The organism is Pseudomonas japonica, from assembly GCF_900188455.1.
In the GTDB taxonomy this organism is placed as follows: Bacteria; Pseudomonadota; Gammaproteobacteria; order Pseudomonadales; family Pseudomonadaceae; genus Aquipseudomonas; species Aquipseudomonas japonica.
Window position 1 is genome coordinate 25031 of sequence record NZ_FZOL01000017.1, and the last position, 20462, is coordinate 45492.

A 20462-nucleotide genomic window follows, 5' to 3' on the forward strand; every position below is an offset into this window, starting at 1 on the left:
CCATTTTACCCGTCACCTAGGCCATGACAAGCGATAATGCTCGATTATATCTTGTCAAACGTCAGTCTGTTTAAGCTATGAAATAATGATAATGTGGCACGTAATTACATGAAACGTAAAACAGTACGAAATCGTAGGAGCTGAAATGGCTAGAGGCGGCATTAACCTGGCACTGGTGCGCAAAGCTCGCGAGGCGCTGCTGTCCAGGGGGCAGAACCCTAGCATTGACGCGATCCGTATTGAGCTCGGAAATACAGGTTCAAAGACCACAATTCAGCGCTATTTGAAGGAGATTGAGTCACATGATCCTCGCCCTTCGGCTTCGCCGTCGCGCTTGAGTGATGAGCTCACCGAGCTCGTGGGCAAGATGCTTGAGCGACTTCTGGTGGAAGGGAATGAAGCTTTAGCGCACGAGCGAGCAGCGTTTGAGCTAGAGCGTAAGGCCATGAAAGCCGAGAGCAGTACACTTCAGGGACACCTGGAACGGGCACAGCGGGAGATCACCAAGTTGCAGTCAGCACTGCAGACTCAGGATGAGGAGCTCAAGACTGTTCAATCCAGTCTGCAAACCGAGATCACCCGTAACGCCAGGATCAGCCAGAGCTGCAGCGACCTTGAGATTCGACTCCAAGAGAAGGACACCCAGATCCAATCTCTGGAGGAGAAGCACACGCATGCCCGAGAAGCCCTTGAGCATTACCGTGTAGCGGTTAAGGAACAGCGTGACCAGGATCTGAGCCGTCACGAATCTCAGATTTACCAGATGAAGCAAGAGCTGGCAGTCCTTCAGCAAACGCTGATGGTTAAACAGAAAGATGCCACCCGAATGATCCGCGACAACGAACGCTTGATCGCCGAAAACCGCCAGCACGCCAAGGAAGCGAACCAGCATCGGGATGCTATCGAACATCTGAGGGGTGACCTAGGCATCGCTAATGCAGCCACTGCGCGCGCGGAAGGCGCTAAAGAGCTCCTTTCTCAGCAACTGGAGGCCAAGGCTAAGGAGACTGTAGATGCTCAGTCCGAGGCCGCCGCAGGGAAGCTGCGGGAAGCTGAGTTGATCCAGCAGCTTGCCAGTGCACAAGCCGACCTCGAAAGGATGGACGACAAATCCTAGGAGAGGAGGCCAAGGGCATTCGCCTCGCCCTGTGTGTCCTCGCTAAGAAGCCGCGCTGTTGAGACTGCAGCCTGGAGATCAAGATGGCTCGAGGCAAACGAATTCATCAGGAGCGAGCGGGGAAGGGCCCAATCCCATTTCTCTCGGATCATGTTTTCGACGTTTTCCAATATGGGCTCTACATCTGAGATGTCCATTTGACCGACCACGCGCAACGCTCGCAACGTATCCTCCCCACTGAATGCTACTTCTAGGAAGAGCCCGGTGTTTTCACACTGAATGCCCACATGCCTGAGCAACAAGGCCAGCGCATCGTTGGTATAGTCCCCTCGCCAGGTCGCGACGTGGCTTACGCTGGCAGAGTCAACAATTGCCACGGCACTTAAGCCGAGGGCACGGAAGTTACTCCGAGCTTCCTCCAGTAGGGCTTGAGCGTGTTTGTCCAGGAAGGGACAAGGGGTGGTTTCCATCAGTACGTTGCGCATTTCAAGCCTGACGCGATCATCTACCTGCGCACCTAGCCCATCAAACTGAGGGGGCTCGCCGCCCCGCGCTGGCGTGACCACGATCACCTTCGCTTCAAGGTCGACGTCCTGAACCTGCCAGCGTCTGCCGCCGAAAATGATACGCTGCCCCTTGGTCAGGGGTTTGCTGACGGGCACCGAGCCAAGTGGTTTGCCATCCCGGAGCAAACGAAACTCTTCATCGCTCGTGAAGGCGGTGTAGAACTCATAGTGGTTGATCAACCGCTCCCCGAGCTCGCCTGGCAGCAGAAGTCCTGAGCTGTCCTGGACGATCAACTCTTTCTCACCCATACCTTTGAGCAAAGACAGGAAATCAGGCTTGGTGACGCTCGCAAAACTGCCGCTTGCTATGAGATTTCCCCATAATTGCGCCGCCGAGGCACCGCCGAGCTGAGCAATCGAAGACAAGCACTGCTGCACCAGTGTCGAGGCGTGTAGGCCCTCCGACCGTGGCGGTTCAAACCATCCATTGATCAGCAAGCGGATCATGGCGACCGTTTGGACAAGGCCCTCACGTAACTGATCGGAGAGATCAGACTGATCCGTTAAGGGGCGCTCTCGGCAGTACGCCCTGAGCATGGCAGGCTCACCGGGTCGACGACCTGAGCGGCCAAGTCGTTGCCTGAGACTTGCAACAGAGGGTGGGGAGCCGATCTGTGCGACCGTCCTGATGTTACCGATGTCGATACCCAGCTCAAGGGTGGTAGTGCATACGGCAGAAGCTGGAGGATCTCCAGCTTTCAACGCCCGTTCGGCATCCTGGCGGAGCTCCTTGGACAAGCTACCGTGGTGCGGCCAGAACTCGTTTGACACTCCATCGTTCTCGCACAGTGAGCGCAGACGGTCGGCAAACCATTCAACCTCCTGGCGCCTGTTGGGGAAGATCAGGTTGTTATGCCCCCTGAGCACCTTATACAAGTGACCTGCGATAGCCACTTTGGTACCTGAGGTGTCTTCCTTTTCAGCGCTTTCCTCTGTTGACGCATTTTCGGGGTGTTCGGCCACCAGCTGCTGCATGGGTTGTTCAATGTACCCACGTACCTGCACCTGGAGTTCCTGGCCAGAGGATTTCGACTCGATGACGGTAATGTCATCGGGGCGAACTGGCCTCAGGAATTTTCGGGCCAGCGACATCTCCCCAAGCGTCGCCGAAAGCCCTACACGAGGCAGGGCCCTACCTACGACGATCTCAACCCGCTGCATGAGCGATTGCAGCTGTTTACCGCGCTCACTGCCAATGAAGGCATGGAGCTCATCGACGACGATGTAGCGTAGGTTCTGAAAAGCTCCAGGCAAACTCGAGCCTCTGTTCACGAACAGCGCCTCGAGTGACTCCGGAGTGATCAGCAAGATGCCTTCAGGCGACTTCAGGAACCGTTGCTTCTTACTTGCTGCCACATCACCATGCCAAGCAACGACGGGCATCTCTAGCCGTTCGCACAGCCGGCTGAGTCTGTCCCACTGGTCGTTGATCAGTGCCTTGAGCGGGCTGATATACAGCACTGCGCCGGCGGGCTCACAGTCGTTGAGTAGGTTGGTCAGGATGGGTAGGAATGCAGCCTCTGTTTTGCCTGCCGCTGTGGACGCCGCAATGATCACATCGCGATCAGCGCCGACCAACGCCGGCACCGCCCACTCCTGGGCATCACGTAACGACGTCCACCCCTGTGACCAGATCCATTGCTGAACCTCGGGGTGCAGGCGTTCAAAAGAAGAAGAGTCAGAGCTTGAAGCTGGCGAGCTCATCGTCGGCCTCTACTTCAAGATCCTGCTGCCCAGCCTCATCCTTGGCCAGCTCCACGGCGCCCAGCAAGGTACGCCAATCCGCTGTAGGGTTTTGCTCTATCACCGCGAGCAGGTTGATGAAAGCTGTAATGGTCGTGCGTGGCGTCCGGAAGTAAGCCTCGCCCAAGCGCTGGTTGCAGTGCGCCATGAAAGCAGGGATGGCTTCGTCCGGCAGCAAGAACTTCTCAGGTTCACCGAAGGCGTAGACGTTACGCAGCTTCTGTAGCAGCACATAGAAGTCTTCTGGGGTCAGGCTGCTGAGTCGAATGACCGGCCCAGAAAGGTCGACCAGGCCAGATTTAGCAAAGCTGTTTTCAGCGAGGCGCGACTGGAGGGCAGGGTAGCTGTAGAGCCCGCGACGCGTGTCCATCAGAAACTCAGGCGTCCCCCCCAGGACAAGGCCCAGACCTTCGGCGGAGCCCTGCAGAGAATCGTTGAGGATGCGCAGAATCTGTTCGTAGTTGGCGTTGCGGGCCTGGGTGTTCGCCAGTTTGTACAGGTTGACCAATTCATCCAGGCAGACCATCACGCCGCCAAAACCTGCTAGACGCACAAACCGTGATAACAGCTTCAACTGGTCGTAGATGGAGGCATCGTCGACGATCGTCCTTACACCCAGTGCAGCCCGAGCATCGGTCTTGGTGGAAAATTCGCCGCGTAGCCAGCGGATGGCATCAGCTTTGAGCTGCTCATTGCCTTCTTCGAAACCGCGGCAGTAGGCAGCAATGACGTCGGCAAAGTCATAGCCGTTGACCATCTCGGTGAGCTCCGCCAGGTACTCACGAATGACCACTTCACTTTCGACCCCTTTGGCTTTAGCTTCCGTTTTAGCCTGGGAGATGAATTTCTCAACGATACCCTGGAGTGCGCCGCCGTCAGGCTTGGTACGCGTGGCCATGTTTTTGGCCAGCTCCGAGTAAAGTGATCGCGCCTGACCGCCTGAGGCGTGAAGCCGGCGGTCTGGGTTCAAGTCGGCGTGCATGGTGACGAGCTTGCGCTCCATGGCGATGCCGCGTACCAGGTTAAGGAAGAAGGTTTTACCCGCGCCGTACCCGCCAACGACGACACGGAATGCCGAGCCGCCATCCGCGAGGCGATCTACATCCTTGAGCAGCGAGTCGAGCTCACCTGCCCGACCTACCTGGATCAGGTGCTGTCCCACACGAGGCACAACGCCCGCGCGCAGCGATTGAATGACCGCGTCGCGATCCTTGGCTCGTATCTTACTCATAGGGCTAATTCATCCAGAATGTCGGGGTTGATTTCGATGAGATCGTCGCCTTCGGTCACGGGCATGTCGAACAGCTCAAATGCTGTGTCGTTGATCCGTTCCAGGGCGCCATCCAACATCAGTTCCATATCACTGGCTGCGTCTTCCAGCTCAGCGCGGCTCCATTCAGTCCGAGAAACCAACAGACGGAGGAACGCGGAATGCTCGACGTCCAAACCGTGTACGGTAGCAAGCTGTTCGGCGGTACTGCCTTCCTGTTCTTGGGGTGCTTCTGATTCCGAGGCGCCCGATGTTTCGGTGGGAGACTCTTCATTGAAGACGCTGGCTAGAAGCGCCGACACCTCTGCCGTTTCTTGTTGCAGACGAGCGACCTTGCCCATGTCCAGTACAAAGCCTGAACTCATGCTTTCTGACGCCTGTGCCGCAGTCGCCGGCGTGGCAGTCGAAGTCATTGCCTCCAAAACCTGGGAAGGGCGAACGGCTGCACTATGGAGATCGCTGTAGACGAATTGGGGATCGAGAGCGAGCGATTTGTACACGCGCTCAAGCAGCTTCACTTCCTGCGGCGTCACCTCACCATCCGCATGTGCCAGGTGGGCCAGGAAACTGGCAATTTTTCGTTTGGCCTCAAGGGGCAGGGGCTCAAGCTTCTTCTTGAGGCTTGCCAGCGTGGGCGGTTGCTTCAGTTGGATTTGGAGGTGCGCTTTCAAGCGTTTGCGATGCGCAACGCAGAGGTGATCCCACGAGTCAATGTGGCCTGACAGCAGACTTAGCTCTTCTAGCGAGGTGTCACCGTCTGCCGCAGCGACTGCACTGGCCAGGTCTAACGTCACTGCTGCAGCACTGTAGGCATCGGTAGAGCGAAGGCTGCCTTCGTCAGAGTCCGCGGCGAACAGCGCGATGGTGTCTTCTGCCTTGGGCGTACGGCTGCCAGAAAGGACATCGGGCTCCAATCCAATTCGCTTGCTTTCCAAGGCCCGGGCGAGTGCGACGACTTTGTCGCGGGAGAGCGCGCCGGCTGATTTGAATCGGCCTGCCAGCTCACCGAAACTCATGCAGATGGCTTCGCCCCCGACGCGTTGCTCCAACTGCTCGAGCTCTGCTTTTGCTTCAGCAGGCCAGAGTTCGGTTGGCAACTGCAGGATGGCTTCCAGGCTATCCCCGACGTCTGGATTGCGCCCCAGATACCGACTGTAAGCGTCGAGTACGGTGGTGCAATCCTCGACAATAACCTGCAGCTTGTTACGCGTTCCTGAGGTCGCCGCGACATCAGGAAGGTCACCTACGGCCACTGCCGGAATGCTCAATCCGGCAGAAGCGGGTCGATAGGCGATCTTCAGCTTGGTCTTGTTCTGGGGAAGCACAATGCCGTTGGGATAGCGCTTCGCGAATTCGTGTTTGAAGAGCGCTGCGAATTGCTCGGGACACCGGGTCACAGGTGTGCGCCTGGAGATGTTGGGCTCTGCGAGCGCCCAGGCCAATGCCCAGCTCGGATTGAGTGGGTATTTATCCACGGCCATCTGACCCAGCGCGATCCTCAGTGACATGGGCAGCTCGTACCCATCTGCGGCAGTGGCGGCGGGCTCACTCATGTAGCTTTGAGGTTGAACAGAACCCGCGTCGATATGGGCGAGGAAGCGAGTTGCGTAGCTGCGGAAAGAATTGTTGTCGCCGTAGACATCAAGCAAGCGCTCGACCTCAGCCTTGATGGCTGGGATCTCTGCCTTGGCCTGAGGGTCAGTCGGTGCATCGACCAGCGCGCGGCGTTCAAGTCCGTAGAAAAACAGGAACACATAACCTGCATCGGCAGGCTGGCGGCGACTTCCTGCCAACCATTGTAGATACGCTCGCCGCGCCTCGGGCGTGATGCTCCGGTAGCTCGGCCAGTAGGGCATCTGTCGCTCGGTGAGGTTCATCGGTGAGCGCGCGACTCGAAGCGTGGCATCGATCAGGTACGGTTCAGATTGGCCGAATTGTGTCGCTCGCTCGGTGATGTAGAGCAGTCCACCTGGTATTGCCAGCCCAGCCACGTTGATGGACTCACCTTCAGCAAGCCAACGAACCCCTGCGGATTTAGCACTGGGCTTTGGGATGGCGTAGCTCTGACTATCGCTGGACGAACCGACCTGGACGGAATGGAAGTCTCGCTCGCGGTTACTGGTACTAAACTGGACGGTTACAGTGGGGGAGGTTGCTTGTCGAGAGGACGCCGCGATCTCGGCGGCAATATCATCTTCAGGAACGTAGGGCTTTGCTTGGGTAGCGCGTCTGACGGCCCATACCAATACACCTATGCCCAGGATAACCCCGATGGCGATCCAGACCTGTTTTGGAATCTGTGCCAAGAGGGCAACGACGAACAACAAGGCGTATAGAGCGATCGACCCGCCGCCGCCCCCTTTGAGCTTCCGTGGCATATGAGTGTTCCGTACAGTTGGTAATGGCCAAGTGACATTCTTACGGATTTTACGAGGCGGGCCAAGCGGAACAGACGGAGGGGCATTGGGGCGTAATGGGCAACCCCACTCTTAGGTATCTGCAGTTACAGGAATTTCCTCATAGTCATAGCGTTCGAGCATCTCCTTTACGTTACCTTGCCTGTTGCTGCGTAGGCATTCCCAACCCCAGTCAGCGTCCTTTTTTTCGCTCGCGGCCAATCGGAGGTGCTCTTGTGAGAGACCAGGCGCTGACTCATCGATTCGAAACGGTTTTCCCATCGCAAAAAAGATGTCGAATCCATATGTGATATCGAGCAGTTTCGCCATGACACGGGTGCGCTTACTCCAAGGAAGAGACTGGCCTTTCCCGATTTTAGTGCGATAGACTAAAATGTTAAGTCGCGCGGAAGCCTCGATGTATTCATTCACTGAAAGTGCCACCCGCTCATGCGGCTGCATAGCAAGTGGCAGAATGCGGTCAACCAGGATTTGAAGGAGAGGGCGGGCGACTTTCATTGCATGCAAATCCATCGCCATCATGAGCAAAACGTGGTGCAGCGCCATACCAATTCGGCCTGTGTTAGTGCCACCAGCATGCCGTGACTCACGAAGTAGCCAAACCAGGCAAGCAACGGCATCCAGATTCGCCTTACGCACCAAGCGTTTTAAGAGAACAAACGTCACTGGCAGCCGGGCACTTTGGATCAAGGGTGCATCGTCTTCAGGTGTGAAGATCACCGTTTGCACGCCAGGCGCAAGCGCTCTCAGAAAACTCTCACCCTTCAATATTTTCTGGTCTGAAACATCCAGAGCGCGCCACAAAGGATGGTTCAGGTCTCGCGCTGACCCGTGGCACTTCTCATCAACCATCCTGAGCAGCGCTGGCTGGGGGCGGTGGACACCATCCTCATAGCGTATCCACTTGTTCCGGTAGCTGCTGATCGAGTCATTCTGGTCACGGATGAATGAGCTTGGCTCAAAAAACTGCTCAAGGCTGTAGGCGGTCGGAAGTGCAGTGCGGCGACGCAGGTTTTCGAACCAAAACCGGATCGACAAGCTTTTAATAGACTCGTGCCCGCTCAGGGGATCTATGTGCAAAAGATTTCGCGTCGGAAGGTGAAACTGCTTGATTATCCTAAAAACGCCTTTTAAATCAACCATGTAGTCAAAAATCGCTCTATTTCCATACAGTAAAAAAATAAGGGGGTCTTACGGCTCGTGCAACCCCTAGGGGTCGTCTAGCATGTTCCGCAATCGCTCTGGGGCAGGCATTTTAGCTAGAGCATGACTCATTCAATTGCGAAGAACATGGAGCTAGGCAGTGGCATCCGTTGAACATGGTAACCAGACCAATCAAGCACCCGAAATCCTCATTCCCCAGGGAGTTCTAGCCCGCACCCTAGCAGCGTTAGCATCCGCAGTCCTGCGCTCCCAGCAAGCGCATGACAAAGCATCTTGGGAGCAAGGCTCTAATCATGGCTATGAACGTGGTTGGCAGAAAGGCGTCGATGCAGGCTTTCAGCAAGGCCGAGATAAGGGTTGGGTACAGGGACACGCGGAAGGAGCTCTGCAAGGCCATCAGCGGGGAATGGAAGAAGGGCTTGAGGCAGGCAAGCGGATCATCGAGCTGCGCCCGGGGAGAAAGGTCGAGGTCAAAGGCCCGCTGATTGACCACAATCTCTTCGAAGATTGGCGCTTTCCTATCAACGAAGAGGTTGAGCGAGAGGTGAGAGCCAAAGTAGCTCAGCATCTGAAAGGGCAGGAGCCAACGTCTGATCAGTGGAAGATGATTTTCTCTACAGATCCTTCCACCTGCATCGTCGCAGGTGCTGGCAGCGGCAAGTCCACAACAATGGTGCTGCGCCTTCTCGTCTTGCATCGATATCTGGGAATCCCGAAAGAGAACATCGCCGTGGTGACGTTCACGCGCGAATCCCGCAAAGACTTCAGGCGCAAGCTCGCCGAGGTATTCGCCCTATGGGAAATCACACTCACTGAGAAAATGACCGGCCAAATCGTTCGGACGTTCCACTCCAGGATTCTCGATTTCCTTCGCTGGAGCCAAGATCACTCGAAGGTTACCGCCTTCGAGTTCTTCTCCCTCAAAAAAAATGAGGAGGACGAGGAGGCAGAGGAGGTGGACGAGCTTGAAGACGTATTCGACATCCGCCTTACCGTGGAGCAGCTTACGCTGATGAATGCCGCCTACCAGCAAACCTACGAAGCAGACGAGGAGTTCAGAGGGTTGGTAGCTGAGCTTGTACGTCGGTCATCCGAGCTGCCTCCTTTGGGCGCAAATACGCCTGAGGCAAAGCGCCGCGCTGGTCGAATCACGGAGTGTTCAGAGCGTGATGCAGAGCTCACTGAAGCAGTAGAGGGGCTGTGGCGGGAGGCAGGTGCTTGGCCGATCGAAGGTATCCAACCTGGCCCCTTTCCAGTCATGCTCAAGGGTAAGGAATTCTTCGCTAATGGGTACTGCGAGGAGCTTGAAGCTTATGTAATCCTTGGGGTGGGAAAAAATGACCGGAAACTAGCATTGCCTTCGCACCCTCGGATGAAGCTCACGGGCGCGACGACCATGAAAAAAACCTTTTTCCAGGTCGACTGCGACAAGGGGATAATTTTCCTAGATAACTACGCCGAAGCGGCTGCAACGCTCGACGTTCTCCGGGGTTATGTTTCTAGATGTCCAAAATTTGATTATCAGATTGAGGGTGAACTAGGCGAAGCCCCTGTCATGCAGGCTTTCCATTCAGCCGCTTCTTTTCTGGAAACTCTCGGGCTCGATGTCTCTGAAGCAGTGAGCCAAATGAGCTTTCCAGCGAGGAGCAGCGATGCACTGTTCTTCAAGGCATTGGCCATTTACTGGCCCGCTTTCAACCTTTACCTGAGCCAGCAGAATCCGCCCATTTTCACTTTCAATAAGATGTTTGAGATGTTCGGCGAACGAGGGGAGGCGAACCTTAGGGAACTACCCGATGACGTCTTCATGCCCATGCTCCATTTGTTGGTCGATGAGTTCCAGGATTGCGGGGCCAACACGATCTCCTGGCTTAGGGCTGTTTTCAAGGAGTCGCGCTGCCGGCGCCTGCATGTTCTGACTGACACAGCTGTTTGTACAGGATCGCTCATGGCGGTGGGTGATGATTGGCAGAGTATTTATGGATGGCGAGGAAGCTCTCCAGAATTTTTCACCGATTTTGAGGAGTATTTCCCCTCATCCAGCACAACTCATGTGCTGATGAAAGAAAATTACCGCTCACAACAGATGGTGATTGATGCAGCAGAAAGCCTGGTCAAGCATCAGTCGACAGATGATGAGAAGCACGGTGTTGCCTCGCACCCCAAGGTAAAAGATTTGAGGCACCCTGTGCAGGTGCTGGATCGAGACGACGAGCTTCTTGCGCAATTCGTTGAGCATCATTTTGATCAGGAACAGTCCATACTCGTGCTCTACCGAAAAAATGAGACCAAGAAAGAAGTGCAGGGCAAGCTCCGGGCCGTTCTCGCTAAAGCTAGGAGACTGAAGCGTTCAGCGAGCATCAAGCTTTTGACTTACCACGGCTCTAAAGGCCTGGAGGCCGACGCCGTATTTTTAGTTGGGGACTGCGCGCAGCTATCAGTCTCGCCCTACCGCAACATGGCTTATAGGCAGGCTAAATTAGGCAAGCAAGGCGACCCCAAGCCCTATGACACTGCCCAAGGAGAGGAGACACTGCGATTAGCCTATGTCGCGATCACACGAGCGAAGAAACACTGCTACTGGTTTGTCGATCCAGCCCAGCCGCTCAAAGGTGGCTTGGTAAGCGCACTGGCGCAAGTGTCCTTCAAGGAACCATTCTTTGAAGATGTGAGGGAGCGATAGTTTTATTCTCGAGCTGCAGCAGGGGGGAAGGAAACTCCTCCTTCTGCTCGCCTAGATGAAGAATGCGGATGTCCTTAATCAGTTAACGCACTTTGGGCACCGTGGTGGAGTCGGGAAAATCATGGGAGTGAAGCCAGCAGGCCATGAGTTGAATTTCTCCGAAGCAGCACGACATCGAAGGCTCAGCTCCGATTACTCAGATACCCAGCGAGCTGACCTTGGCAGCGCAGTTGGATAACCTGGTTGGAGGCAGCTAGATGTACAAGACGGTTTCGTTCCCGGCCCAAGAGCTTTTCGAGAAGGTTTGGTCGACGCCTGTCCTGACGCTTGCTCGAGAAATAGGTATCTCAGACGTCGCGCTGGGTAAAGCCTGCAGAAAGGCGGGTATCGCTGTCCCTCGCCGCGGTCATTGGGCAAAACCAGCAACAAAACGACCGAAAAAACCTGCTCCACCAACTTCTAACGAGCTGGTGTCATTTCGTGTGCTAGACCGCACCTTGTTCCCTGAAAAACTGGCGTCCGTAACCGATGAATTACCTCCGCCACCCAAAGTCACGATCCCTGACAGTCTTGTCGATCCACATCCACTCGTAGAACGCTGGCGGAGGACGGCACAGAAAGCCAAAGCGATTGAAGGAAGGCTGGCTCTTCAGCAAGCCAACGTGCTCAACACCAGGATCTCGCCAGCACTCATCGATCGCGCCGCAATCCTCCTGGACACATTGATCAAGCATACCGAGACCAATGGTTGTACGTGGGCCGTATCCAAACAGCAGACGACAGTGACCTTTGATGGTGAAACGGTCTACGTAACCCTCCGAGAAAGATTACTTAAGCAAGAGGTGCCACCGCCGCCGCCAGACCCAAAGCCCAAAAGGGTTTGGACTCCAGACTTCTCACGCATGGGACTGCCGAGGTATGAGTTCCTCTCTACTGGAGAGCTGACCTTAATTCTCAGGGAGAGCCCAGACTATGGGCCTCAGAAGACATTTTCCGAAGCGAAAATGGGACGAATTGAGGAAAAAATACACCTGTTCACTACAGGTCTAGAAGCGCTCATCCTGCGGATCAGGGCAGCTCGTAAAGAATCGGAGGAGAGGAGGCGCCGTGACGAAGAGGAAGAGCGCGTCCGCAAGGCTCACACGATCAAGTCGGAGCAACAAAGGCGCCTGCGTAAACGCTTGGTGCAAAATCTCGAGCGGTGGGAAAAAGCCAACAGGCTGCGGTCATTTGTCGATGCGGTTGTCAGAGACAGCAAAGCAGATGCTGACCAGGTCGACGCATGGGCAGAGTGGGCGCTCCAGCAAGCCGCACTCTTAGACCCTTCAAAATCGCTCTCTACCACCTCTCTCGACTGTCAGATTGAAAGCTATTTCACTGGATATCGAGTTACGAGAGACGAGGGCGATTGGTGGGAACGCTAGGTAGGTGTCAATCCAACCCCAAATGTGCGATCACTACAGCACCGTCATGAGTAGTAGGCCCGAGAGTGCCAGGAATCACAACGCCCAGCCGGCCGGTGCCACCCCCAAACCACCGGCAATCGCCCATCCTCGTAAACTGGCGCTAACGGCATTTAGGGCTGTGATTGAGTTGCCTAACTGAGCAGCATCGGTAAGCTGCGGCGGTTCAACCTCTTTACCTGGAGCCATGAGTGGATGTGCTGAATGCGGTGCAGGTGTTCGTGAGTGTTGTGGAGACGGGCAGCTTTACCAACGCTGCACAGTCGCTCCACATGCACCGGCCCGCTGTGTCAAAGACAATCCAGCTTCTTGAGCAGCAGCTTGATGGGCGACTCCTCAACAGGTCTACACGCAGGCTGAGCATGACCCCGGAGGGTGAGGCGTTTTACCACCGATGTAGGGCCATCCTCGACGATGTCGGGCAGGCGATGGCTTCGCTGGGCGATCGTCCAGCGCGATTGGTAGGGAAGCTGCGTGTCGACTTGCCGGTGTCGGTGGGCCACTTGCTCGTCATTCCTTCACTCATGGAGTTCCAGCAACGCTATCCTGGGATCGAGTTGACGCTGGGTACAAGTGATAAGCCGATCGACCTGATCAGCGAAGGCGTCGATTGCGTTGTCAGGCTCGGCGCCCTGGAAGATTCGAGCCTGATTGCCAGCGGGATTGGTTATCTACCCATGGTGACCTGCGCATCTCCAGCGTACCTCGCTCGACACGGGGTACCCGAACGCATTGCTGATCTAAGCGAACACCTCGCGGTAGACTATTTCTCGGGCAGCAATCTTCGCACGCTGGAATGGTTGTTTGTTCAGGGCGATGAAATTCAGACCGTCCGAGTCAGGTCGGCAAGTAACGTGAATGACACTCAGGGATTCGTCGCATCAGCCCTGGCGGGGTTCGGCCTTATCCAAGGCCCAGCGCTCAATGTTCAGGCTCATCTTGATTCCGGCGCACTGGTGCGGGTGATGCAGCAGTGCCCAGTACCTTCGAAGCGTGTCTCGATCCTGTACCCTCATCGCGAACTGATGCCGCCGGCGGTCGAGGCCTTCGTTGCATGGCTACGCTCGCTGATGGCTGACAAGGGCTTGACCCAGCCTTGATTGGTAATTTTGGGATATCAGTCTGTAACTCGGACGCGTCTTTTTCTCTGGCTTGCAGCTCAGTAATTTTGTGCTTTGAGCATTCACAAGAGAAGCAAAGACATGTCAAAGGTTGTTCGATTCCACCGTCTTGGTGGCCCTGAGGTTCTTCAGATTGATGAGCTTGACGTCAGGTCTCCAGGCCCAGGTGAGGTGAGGATTAACGTCAAGGCACTTGGGCTCAATCGCGCGGAGGCGATGTACCGCTCCGGCCAATACACCTTCACGCCCGATATGCCCGCCGCCCTAGGCTATGAAGCGGCTAACGGCTAATGAGCGTTTTTCACGCGCATTCGGGCTGCCAGCGGAGAGGTGCATGGCCGGCATTCCGATCGAAGAGGCATTCTCCCCAATTCACCCAGATGACCGTGATCGTGTCTCCGCCGACATCCGGGTAGCGATGAATCGTGGTGGAGCATACCGGCGTGAGTACATGGAAAGGCAAGAAGATAGTAGCTATCGGTGGATCGAGGCAAATAACCGCGCCGAGCTCATTTCAGAAAGCCAAGCTGTACGCTTCCCTGGGATTCTCATGGACATCGAGTCACGCCGCTCTGCCGAGGCGGAGCGTGACAGGATGTCAGCCTTTTACTGCTGCAGTGCCTGGAGTCGTCTACGCCAAAGACTTGGAAGGCAGGCTCCTCGTTGCGAACCATGAAGCTATCCAATTCATCGGCAAAGCGTTGCTCAGGAGCGACCCAGGCAAAAGGTTGACCTCGCTTTTCCGCCTCCAAGCACGTAAAGCTTGAATACGAACCCGGCGCGGGAGCTCTCAAGCCTTTGCGAGACGATCGAATACCTCTTGGTAGATATCACCGTCAGCCAGAGCGAAGAGCAGCATCTCTACCTCATGAATATGCTTTTCATCGCCCCACAGATCCTTGCTTACCTTGCGCACGATGGATAGGTACCGAAGGTAAGCATCCTGCTCTGGCACAAAATGCTTTTCCCTCATGCTTTTCGGGTCACTGCTTTCGCCTTGAAGTAACCGTTCACCCAACAACAATGTGGTGACATCCAGCATCTTCAGCCGCGTATTACGACCTTCAGGCATCGGAAAAATAGGGTGGGCAGCACCGGTAAGGTAATTGATGGCATTCAGAGAGTACGCCACGCGTGCATCATAGATGCATGCCCAGTCTGGGCAGACGATAGACGCCCACTTCGACCAGCTGCTGATGAGTTTGAAGGGAGGCTTGAACCCCGACGGCACTGCTGGGGAACCCTTGTGAGGGGAGAAGAGTTCAAGCGTCTCGCGGACTTTTGAGAAACGCTTGATACCACCCCAAACCTTGATGAAATAGGTGGCTATTCTGCCATGCTCAGCCTCACAACGGGTTGAGAGAACAAGATCTCGAAGTCCTGCTTTCAGCTCAAGAGTGCGATCGAATGAGGTTTTACCTGTAAAAGCGATACCAAACTCTTTGGTCGCCAAGTGATCATCGAATGCCCAATCGTAAAGAGACGGCAGATCATCTTTTTTCTCCCGCAAGAATTCTGCTACAGCTTTTTCCATCATCTGCCCGCCGTAAAAATGACGCAGATGATAGCAAAAGCACATCTCCGTATGGGCCCCGGACTATCGTTCGTCTAGTGTGAGCTTGCTAGTTCGTGAAAGCTAGCTCGGTTTGCATTGAGCGTTGCTCTCCGGGTTTAGCTGCACGAGGCGGGCGACGACCAGACAATTGAATGGTGCTTGAATCGTTCAGCTGGATGCTCAGGCTAGGCAAGCCTCCATCGTGTAGAAGCTCATCAAGCTCGGCTCGCATTTTTGACATCAAGTCCGATGCAGACCTTCCAGTATCGTCGCTCAGTGTCAGCGTGAGGAGCGTCAACGGGCTCAATTCGAGTCGGTTACTGATTTGTTCAAGCTTGTCCAGAGTGATGCTTGATTTCCCTAATTCAAGCTTTGATAGGTAGGTGCGGCTAGTCGTGTCAGCAAAGTCCCGCTGTGTGATATTACGCTTGCTGCGCAGTGCACGAAGCACGTTGGCGAAGGAGGCTTTGAGCGTCATGCTTCGTTCTCTGCGTTTTTGGCCATTTTGATAGTGGGCTACGTATCCTGCCTCTAGCCTATCATGGCTGGAAAGGGGTACTCGCATGTAGAGGTAACACCGCACCGCTAATTCGCAGCACAGAAGCAATGTGAGGTTGAGCATATGCAGCGAAAAAAACGGCAACCAGTCCTGCCCGATGATCCTCTGTATCAGCAGGCCATAGAGGCCATGAAACGCTATGATCAAGCCAAAGCGGATGGGAGACCTAAAGCTGAGGTGGAGCGCCTCCGTCTGGAGGCCGAATACGCATTTCAGTCAGTCACCGACTACCAACTTGAAGCGCTCGGTGGTCGGTCTCCGACACGCCATTAGCGTACGCTGCGGTACCAAGGAAAGCGCGTAGCCCCTATCGCAGGTGTAGTTGAGTCGACCAAGCTGGCGCTCACGGAACTTGGTCGCACAACTGCGGAGGGCACTGATGCTGGCGCCAATTCAGGTAGGATGGCAGAGCCTCTGCAGCCCAGCTCGGGACTGCATCTGACCTGCTTGAGATCCACCTATGAACGGACACTCGAACACCTTCATCGACCTTGATCGTACTTTCTCCAAAATCCCCTTCGACTCTGATGCGTCCGACGATGTAGATTTGAGTGGTCGCCATAGCAGGAGCGGAGAACTTCGCTGGCCAGACCTGCTTCAGCACCGCCGAGTCATACTGCTGTCCGAGGCGGGATCAGGCAAAACCGTTGAAATCCGGAACGTCACTCGTCAGCTCCGCAGCGAAGGAAAGAGGGCCTTTTTTCTACGGATCGAGAACGTCTCCACGGATTTGGAAGACGCAATCGAGGAGGGTAGCTTCGATGAGTTCGAAAGCTGGTTAGATTCGGGCACCGAAGGTTGGCTGTTCATGGATTCAGTGGACGAAGCTCGGTTGAAAGATCCGAGGGATTTCGAGCGCGCAATCCGTAAGATTGGCCGTTTGACTCAACGCTTAGGGGCCCAGGCGCACATACTCATCACCGGGCGGAGCACAGCGTGGCGTGCCAGGACGGATCTAGCGATCTGTGAGGAGAACTTTTCCTTTGAGCCCATAGCCCAGCAAGCACCTACTTCTGAGTCTGATGTGCTTGCAGACTCAGCGCACACGGTTTCAACAAAATCGAAGTCAGGTGTGTCGTTTCTCGTAGTGACTCTCGACGACATTCATGGGAAACAAGTCGAGCAGTTCTTAGCAGCCACTGGTGTCGAAGATGGCAAAGCATTTCACGCTGAACTTGAGCGTAGGGATGCATGGTCGCTGACGACGCGCCCCCTGGACTTCTTGGAGCTCGTCGATTTTTGGCAGGCACACCATCGTATAGGCTCGCGCTTGGAGCTGATGAAAAGCAGTATCGATCGTCGCCTGGAAGAGCGAGACCAAAATCGCGCCGAGATCAAGCCTATCGCACCAGAGAAGCTTCGCGAAGGCGTCCGTCTTATAGCTGCCGCGACTACATTTGGACAGATCTCTGCCGTCCGCGTCCCCGATGGCGATGCCAACAAAAAGGGTATTCCAGTTCAATCTGTCCTTAAGGACTGGAATGACGCAGACGCTGGTGCTCTGTTGACCCGCCCGATTTTCGAGCCGGGCATTTATGGAACGGTACGCTTTCACCATCGCACTGTCCGTGAATACCTGACAGCGGAATGGCTTCACGAGCTAATTCGAGATGCGGCCTCTCGCGTCAAGATCGAGAATCTGTTCTTCCGCACCCAATACGGACTGCAGGTAATCAACCCCTCGCTGCGTCCAGTCTTGCCTTGGCTGGCGCTATTGGATGATCGCATTTGCGCACGGCTGGAGGAGGTTGCTCCAGAGGTATTCTTCGAGGGTGGTGATCCAGGCCAACTCCCATTAACGACTCGCCGGAACGTGTTGCGTAAAACTTGCGAGCACTTGGCGCAGCCGGCCCATAGCTGGTCAATGACTGACTATTCAGCTGTACAGCGATTCGCTCACCATGACCTCACCGAAGATATCAAAGACCTGCTGGCGCTCTACAGCACAAACGACGATATCACCTGGTTCCTGTTACGCATGGTTTGGCAAGGGGAGGTGGTGGGCGCGCTCGCAGAAGCGAAGCAATTCGCTCTCACTGCAAAGCACAAGCACACGCGTTTGGCAGCCATACGTGCCGTCATCGATTTGGGTACGCCCCAGGACGTCGCTGACCTACGCCAAGGGTTATTGAATGGTGACAAGGACATTAATCGGGAGTGGTTGGCAGAGCTCGTCGATATCGTGCCGCCGAACGATGACTCAATTCGTTGGTTGCTAGATGCGATCCAGCGAGCGGCCAAGAAGGAGCGTTACAGCGGTAGGGACAGCCTAGCGATTAACCTTTCAAGCTTGGCAGTAGATTTGCCGCTGGAGTATTTCCCTACCTTTATCCGTGGGCTAAGGGAGCTTCTGGCCAAGCCGCCTACCAAAGATCACGGCTTCATTGCCATCTCGAAAAAGTATATCTGGCTTGCCGAAATTGCTGGCCAATGTGTGCTCCGGCTGATCCATGAGCGCGATCCGTTTGCGCTCGATGAAGCCGCCCTAGGCATCTTGAGCAAGCTCGCTCTAGCTCATGTGCACGATGAGCGGGATATTCAAGAGCTAGGTGAAAACCTCCGAATAGCGGTGCCCGCTTGGCCTGAGCTTGATTACAAACTGTTCTGGCATGACGTCGAGGTTGCCCGAAAGGGGCGTGTGCACCGCAACGCGCCAGTGATCAACGTCTGGCAATTGATCGGTTTCCGACCATTCTGGACGCTGAACAAACAGAATTTTAGTCGCGCCTGCGACCAAATTGTCAGCCTTACTGAATTCCAAGATCGCCACATGGCGATGAGTATGGCCTTTGAAATTTATAAGCAACATGGCACGCCGATTGAGTGGCAGGTGCAGCTTCGAAGGGGCACTGAGTCCGACGCCGAGCTAAGCGATAAGCTGGAACTCATGCTGAATCCGCCGCCGCGACAAGTCGAGGAATGGGAGATCCAGCAAGCCCAGTGGAAAGAAGAGGCGGCCCTACGAAAGAGTGAGGAAGCGAATCGACGTCGCGAGTGGCGTGAAGGTCTTGCCGCCGATGTATCGCACATCAACAGTCCCGAGCCGGGTGTGATGACTCGCTGTCAAGCCTATCTACTCGAGGAGATGCGTGATGGTACGTCATCCTCAAGTACATGGAGCAACGGCAACTGGCAGTCACTCGCTCTCGAGTTCGGAATGCCGGTCGCTCAAGCGTTCCGTGTAGGGGCGATTAATTTCTGGAGGGGCTATTGCCCGCAGCTTCCATCAGAAGGCGCGCCGGCGAATACGACTCCATACCAGGTGATTTTTGGGTTGACGGGGCTTGCTATAGAAGCAAGGGAAGAGTCGTCCAGTTTCTTCCAAATGTCTTGCAGGGATGCTGAGTATGCCGTTCGTTATGCTCTCCTTGAATTGAATGGTTTCCCAGAGTGGCTCCCTACGTTATTCAAACACTGGCCGCAATCTGTTCTAGAAATCGTAGAACGTGAGATCTGTTACGAGCTGAGTCAGCCATGCTCGGATTCAGGTGGCAACCATGTCCTACGCAGGCTTCGCTACGGTGGTGAATGGTTGTATGAAGCACTATCAACCCCGCTCATGACTCGGCTGGCTCAACCTGTGAAAACCCTGGAATCCCTTCAACTCGTCATGAGCGTCGTAGTGGAGTCCCCCATCAGTGATCAGGCACTGGCTGAGCTCGCCAGCGAGCGTGCTATCGCAGAGAGCGATCTGGATATCGCGCCGTCTTGGTTTGCTACGTGGATTGGATCGGAACCTGCTGAAGGTATCCCGGCACTGGCGGCTCGTCTCGACTCGCTGCCTTCAGATGACGCTAAAGCTCAATTTGCGATGCTCTGCCTAATTGGCATTGTTGGTGGCCACAATGCACACCGTTGCCGGCAAAACTACAAGACAGTAGGGCATGCCAAAGCGCTGTATCTGCTCGTTAACGAGTACGTACGTATCGCGGATGACATCCAGCGCGCAGGAACAGGCGTCTACTCGCCAGGCCTGAGGGACGACGCCCAGAATGCACGTGACGGATTACTTGCTCTCATCCGAGAAACACCTGGTAAAGAAGCGTTCCTGGCTTTAGAGGAAATTGCTCGGGCGCATCCTTCAGAGAGCCTTCGCCCGTGGAGTGCTTTCTACGCGCAACAGAAAGCCACGGCAGACTCTCAAACGCCGCCTTGGTCACCAGAGAAAGTCATCGATTTCCATAACTCGCTGGAAAGCACTCCTACCACGCACCGAGAGCTTTGGAATCTCGCTATTGATCGCTTACTGGATTTGAAGCATGTGCTGGAAGAAAGTGACTCAAGCTGGGCAGAGCTTCTTTTGCCTTCAAGCCAGGAGACCTCGGTTCGAAAATTTATCGGGGACTGGTGTAGAGACCGGGCTGCTAGCCGCTACGGGGTAGTCCAGGAGGAACAGCTAGCAGACGACAAGCGACCTGACTACAGATTCCTGAACACTCAGTTCGATGCCCCCGTACCGGTTGAACTGAAGCTCTCGCAGAACTGGAGCGGGCCGCAGCATTTCGAGCGCCTTGAGAATCAGCTATGCGGGGATTACCTTCGCGATGACAGGTCGAGCTGTGGAATCTTTTTGCTTGTCAGCCGAGATGATCAAACCAGATGGGAGACCCCAAAGGGTGATCGAGTCGGGTTTGACGGCTTGGTAGCAGCCTTGCAGGAACACTGGTTGAGTATCGCCTCTAGATACCCTGGCGCTGAGGAAATAAAGGTCATCGGCATCGACCTTACCAAGCGGGGAGGACAGGCAGCAGCCAAAGCCATCAAGGCCAACCAGGTGGAAGCCGGCCTGAGTGAGGAGGGGTAA

At 55.2% G+C, this 20462-nt stretch carries 12 protein-coding genes; 6 read left to right on the top strand and 6 right to left on the bottom strand.

Annotated features, from left to right (window positions below):
- The first annotated feature begins 145 nt into the window (after positions 1-145).
- Positions 146-1117 carry a DNA-binding protein gene (locus CHB99_RS19615; RefSeq protein WP_042126131.1) on the top strand — a complete coding sequence of 324 codons (972 nt, stop codon included), beginning with the start codon at positions 146-148 and terminating at the stop codon, positions 1115-1117.
- Here CHB99_RS19615 and CHB99_RS19620 read toward each other — a convergent pair.
- From CHB99_RS19620 to CHB99_RS19635, 4 genes are all read right to left on the bottom strand, one after another.
- Positions 1114-3318, bottom strand: a complete 2205-nt coding sequence (locus CHB99_RS19620; RefSeq protein ID WP_042126213.1) for a DEAD/DEAH box helicase — start codon at positions 3316-3318, stop codon at positions 1114-1116. The two genes, CHB99_RS19615 and CHB99_RS19620, sit on opposite strands and share 4 nt — an antisense overlap.
- Positions 3319-3361: 43 nt before the next feature.
- Positions 3362-4657 (bottom strand): ATP-binding protein, encoded by a 1296-nt coding sequence (locus CHB99_RS19625; protein WP_042126129.1) that lies wholly within the window; start codon positions 4655-4657, stop codon positions 3362-3364.
- Entirely contained in the window at positions 4654-7074 is a 2421-nt protein-coding gene (locus tag CHB99_RS19630) for a tellurite resistance TerB family protein (RefSeq protein WP_042126127.1), read from the bottom strand. The genes CHB99_RS19625 and CHB99_RS19630 overlap by 4 nt, the downstream gene beginning before the upstream one ends.
- A 111-nt stretch (positions 7075-7185) precedes the next feature.
- Positions 7186-8256 carry a hypothetical protein gene (locus CHB99_RS19635; RefSeq protein WP_052419459.1) on the bottom strand — a complete coding sequence of 357 codons (1071 nt, stop codon included), beginning with the start codon at positions 8254-8256 and terminating at the stop codon, positions 7186-7188.
- Positions 8257-8416: 160 nt separating this feature from the next.
- On the opposite strand from CHB99_RS19635, the gene CHB99_RS19640 reads away from it, so the two are divergent.
- From CHB99_RS19640 to CHB99_RS19660, 4 genes are all read left to right on the top strand, one after another.
- Entirely contained in the window at positions 8417-10960 is a 2544-nt protein-coding gene (locus CHB99_RS19640; RefSeq protein WP_141137312.1) for a UvrD-helicase domain-containing protein, read from the top strand.
- 257 nt (positions 10961-11217) lie between these two features.
- Entirely contained in the window at positions 11218-12384 is a 1167-nt protein-coding gene (locus tag CHB99_RS19645; protein ID WP_042126125.1) for a hypothetical protein, read from the top strand.
- A gap of 230 nt (positions 12385-12614) precedes the next feature.
- Positions 12615-13523: a LysR family transcriptional regulator gene (locus CHB99_RS19650; protein ID WP_042126123.1), complete on the top strand. Its 909-nt coding sequence runs from the start codon at positions 12615-12617 to the stop codon at positions 13521-13523.
- A gap of 355 nt (positions 13524-13878) precedes the next feature.
- Positions 13879-14220, top strand: coding sequence for a PAS domain-containing protein (locus tag CHB99_RS19660; RefSeq protein WP_346426412.1), 342 nt, complete (start codon positions 13879-13881; stop codon positions 14218-14220).
- Positions 14221-14334: 114 nt separating this feature from the next.
- On the opposite strand, the gene CHB99_RS19665 is transcribed toward CHB99_RS19660, so the two are convergent.
- Together CHB99_RS19665 and CHB99_RS19670 are read right to left on the bottom strand one after the other, a co-directional pair.
- Positions 14335-15078 (bottom strand): hypothetical protein, encoded by a 744-nt coding sequence (locus tag CHB99_RS19665; protein ID WP_042126207.1) that lies wholly within the window; start codon positions 15076-15078, stop codon positions 14335-14337.
- An 88-nt stretch (positions 15079-15166) separates the two neighbouring features.
- Positions 15167-15577 (bottom strand): helix-turn-helix domain-containing protein, encoded by a 411-nt coding sequence (locus tag CHB99_RS19670; protein WP_042126118.1) that lies wholly within the window; start codon positions 15575-15577, stop codon positions 15167-15169.
- Between the two features lie 541 nt (positions 15578-16118).
- Between CHB99_RS19670 and hyoA the strand changes: the two genes are divergently transcribed.
- The gene (hyoA, locus tag CHB99_RS19680; RefSeq protein WP_042126115.1) at positions 16119-20462 is read left to right on the top strand and encodes an NACHT domain-containing antiphage protein HyoA; all 4344 of its coding nucleotides are present in this window, start codon (positions 16119-16121) and stop codon (positions 20460-20462) included.

Excerpts from the sequence above, each read along its gene's own strand:
- CHB99_RS19615 (WP_042126131.1), top strand. The coding sequence starts at position 146 with ATGGCTAGAGGCGGCATTAACCTGGCACTGGTGCGCAAAGCTCGCGAG.
- CHB99_RS19625 (WP_042126129.1), bottom strand. The coding sequence starts at position 4,657 with ATGAGTAAGATACGAGCCAAGGATCGCGACGCGGTCATTCAATCGCTG.
- CHB99_RS19630 (WP_042126127.1), bottom strand. The coding sequence starts at position 7,074 with ATGCCACGGAAGCTCAAAGGGGGCGGCGGCGGGTCGATCGCTCTATAC.
- CHB99_RS19635 (WP_052419459.1), bottom strand. The coding sequence starts at position 8,256 with ATGGTTGATTTAAAAGGCGTTTTTAGGATAATCAAGCAGTTTCACCTT.
- CHB99_RS19645 (WP_042126125.1), top strand. The coding sequence starts at position 11,218 with ATGTACAAGACGGTTTCGTTCCCGGCCCAAGAGCTTTTCGAGAAGGTT.
- CHB99_RS19660 (WP_346426412.1), top strand. The coding sequence starts at position 13,879 with ATGGCCGGCATTCCGATCGAAGAGGCATTCTCCCCAATTCACCCAGAT.
- CHB99_RS19665 (WP_042126207.1), bottom strand. The coding sequence starts at position 15,078 with ATGGAAAAAGCTGTAGCAGAATTCTTGCGGGAGAAAAAAGATGATCTG.
- CHB99_RS19670 (WP_042126118.1), bottom strand. The coding sequence starts at position 15,577 with ATGACGCTCAAAGCCTCCTTCGCCAACGTGCTTCGTGCACTGCGCAGC.
- hyoA (WP_042126115.1), top strand. The coding sequence starts at position 16,119 with ATGAACGGACACTCGAACACCTTCATCGACCTTGATCGTACTTTCTCC.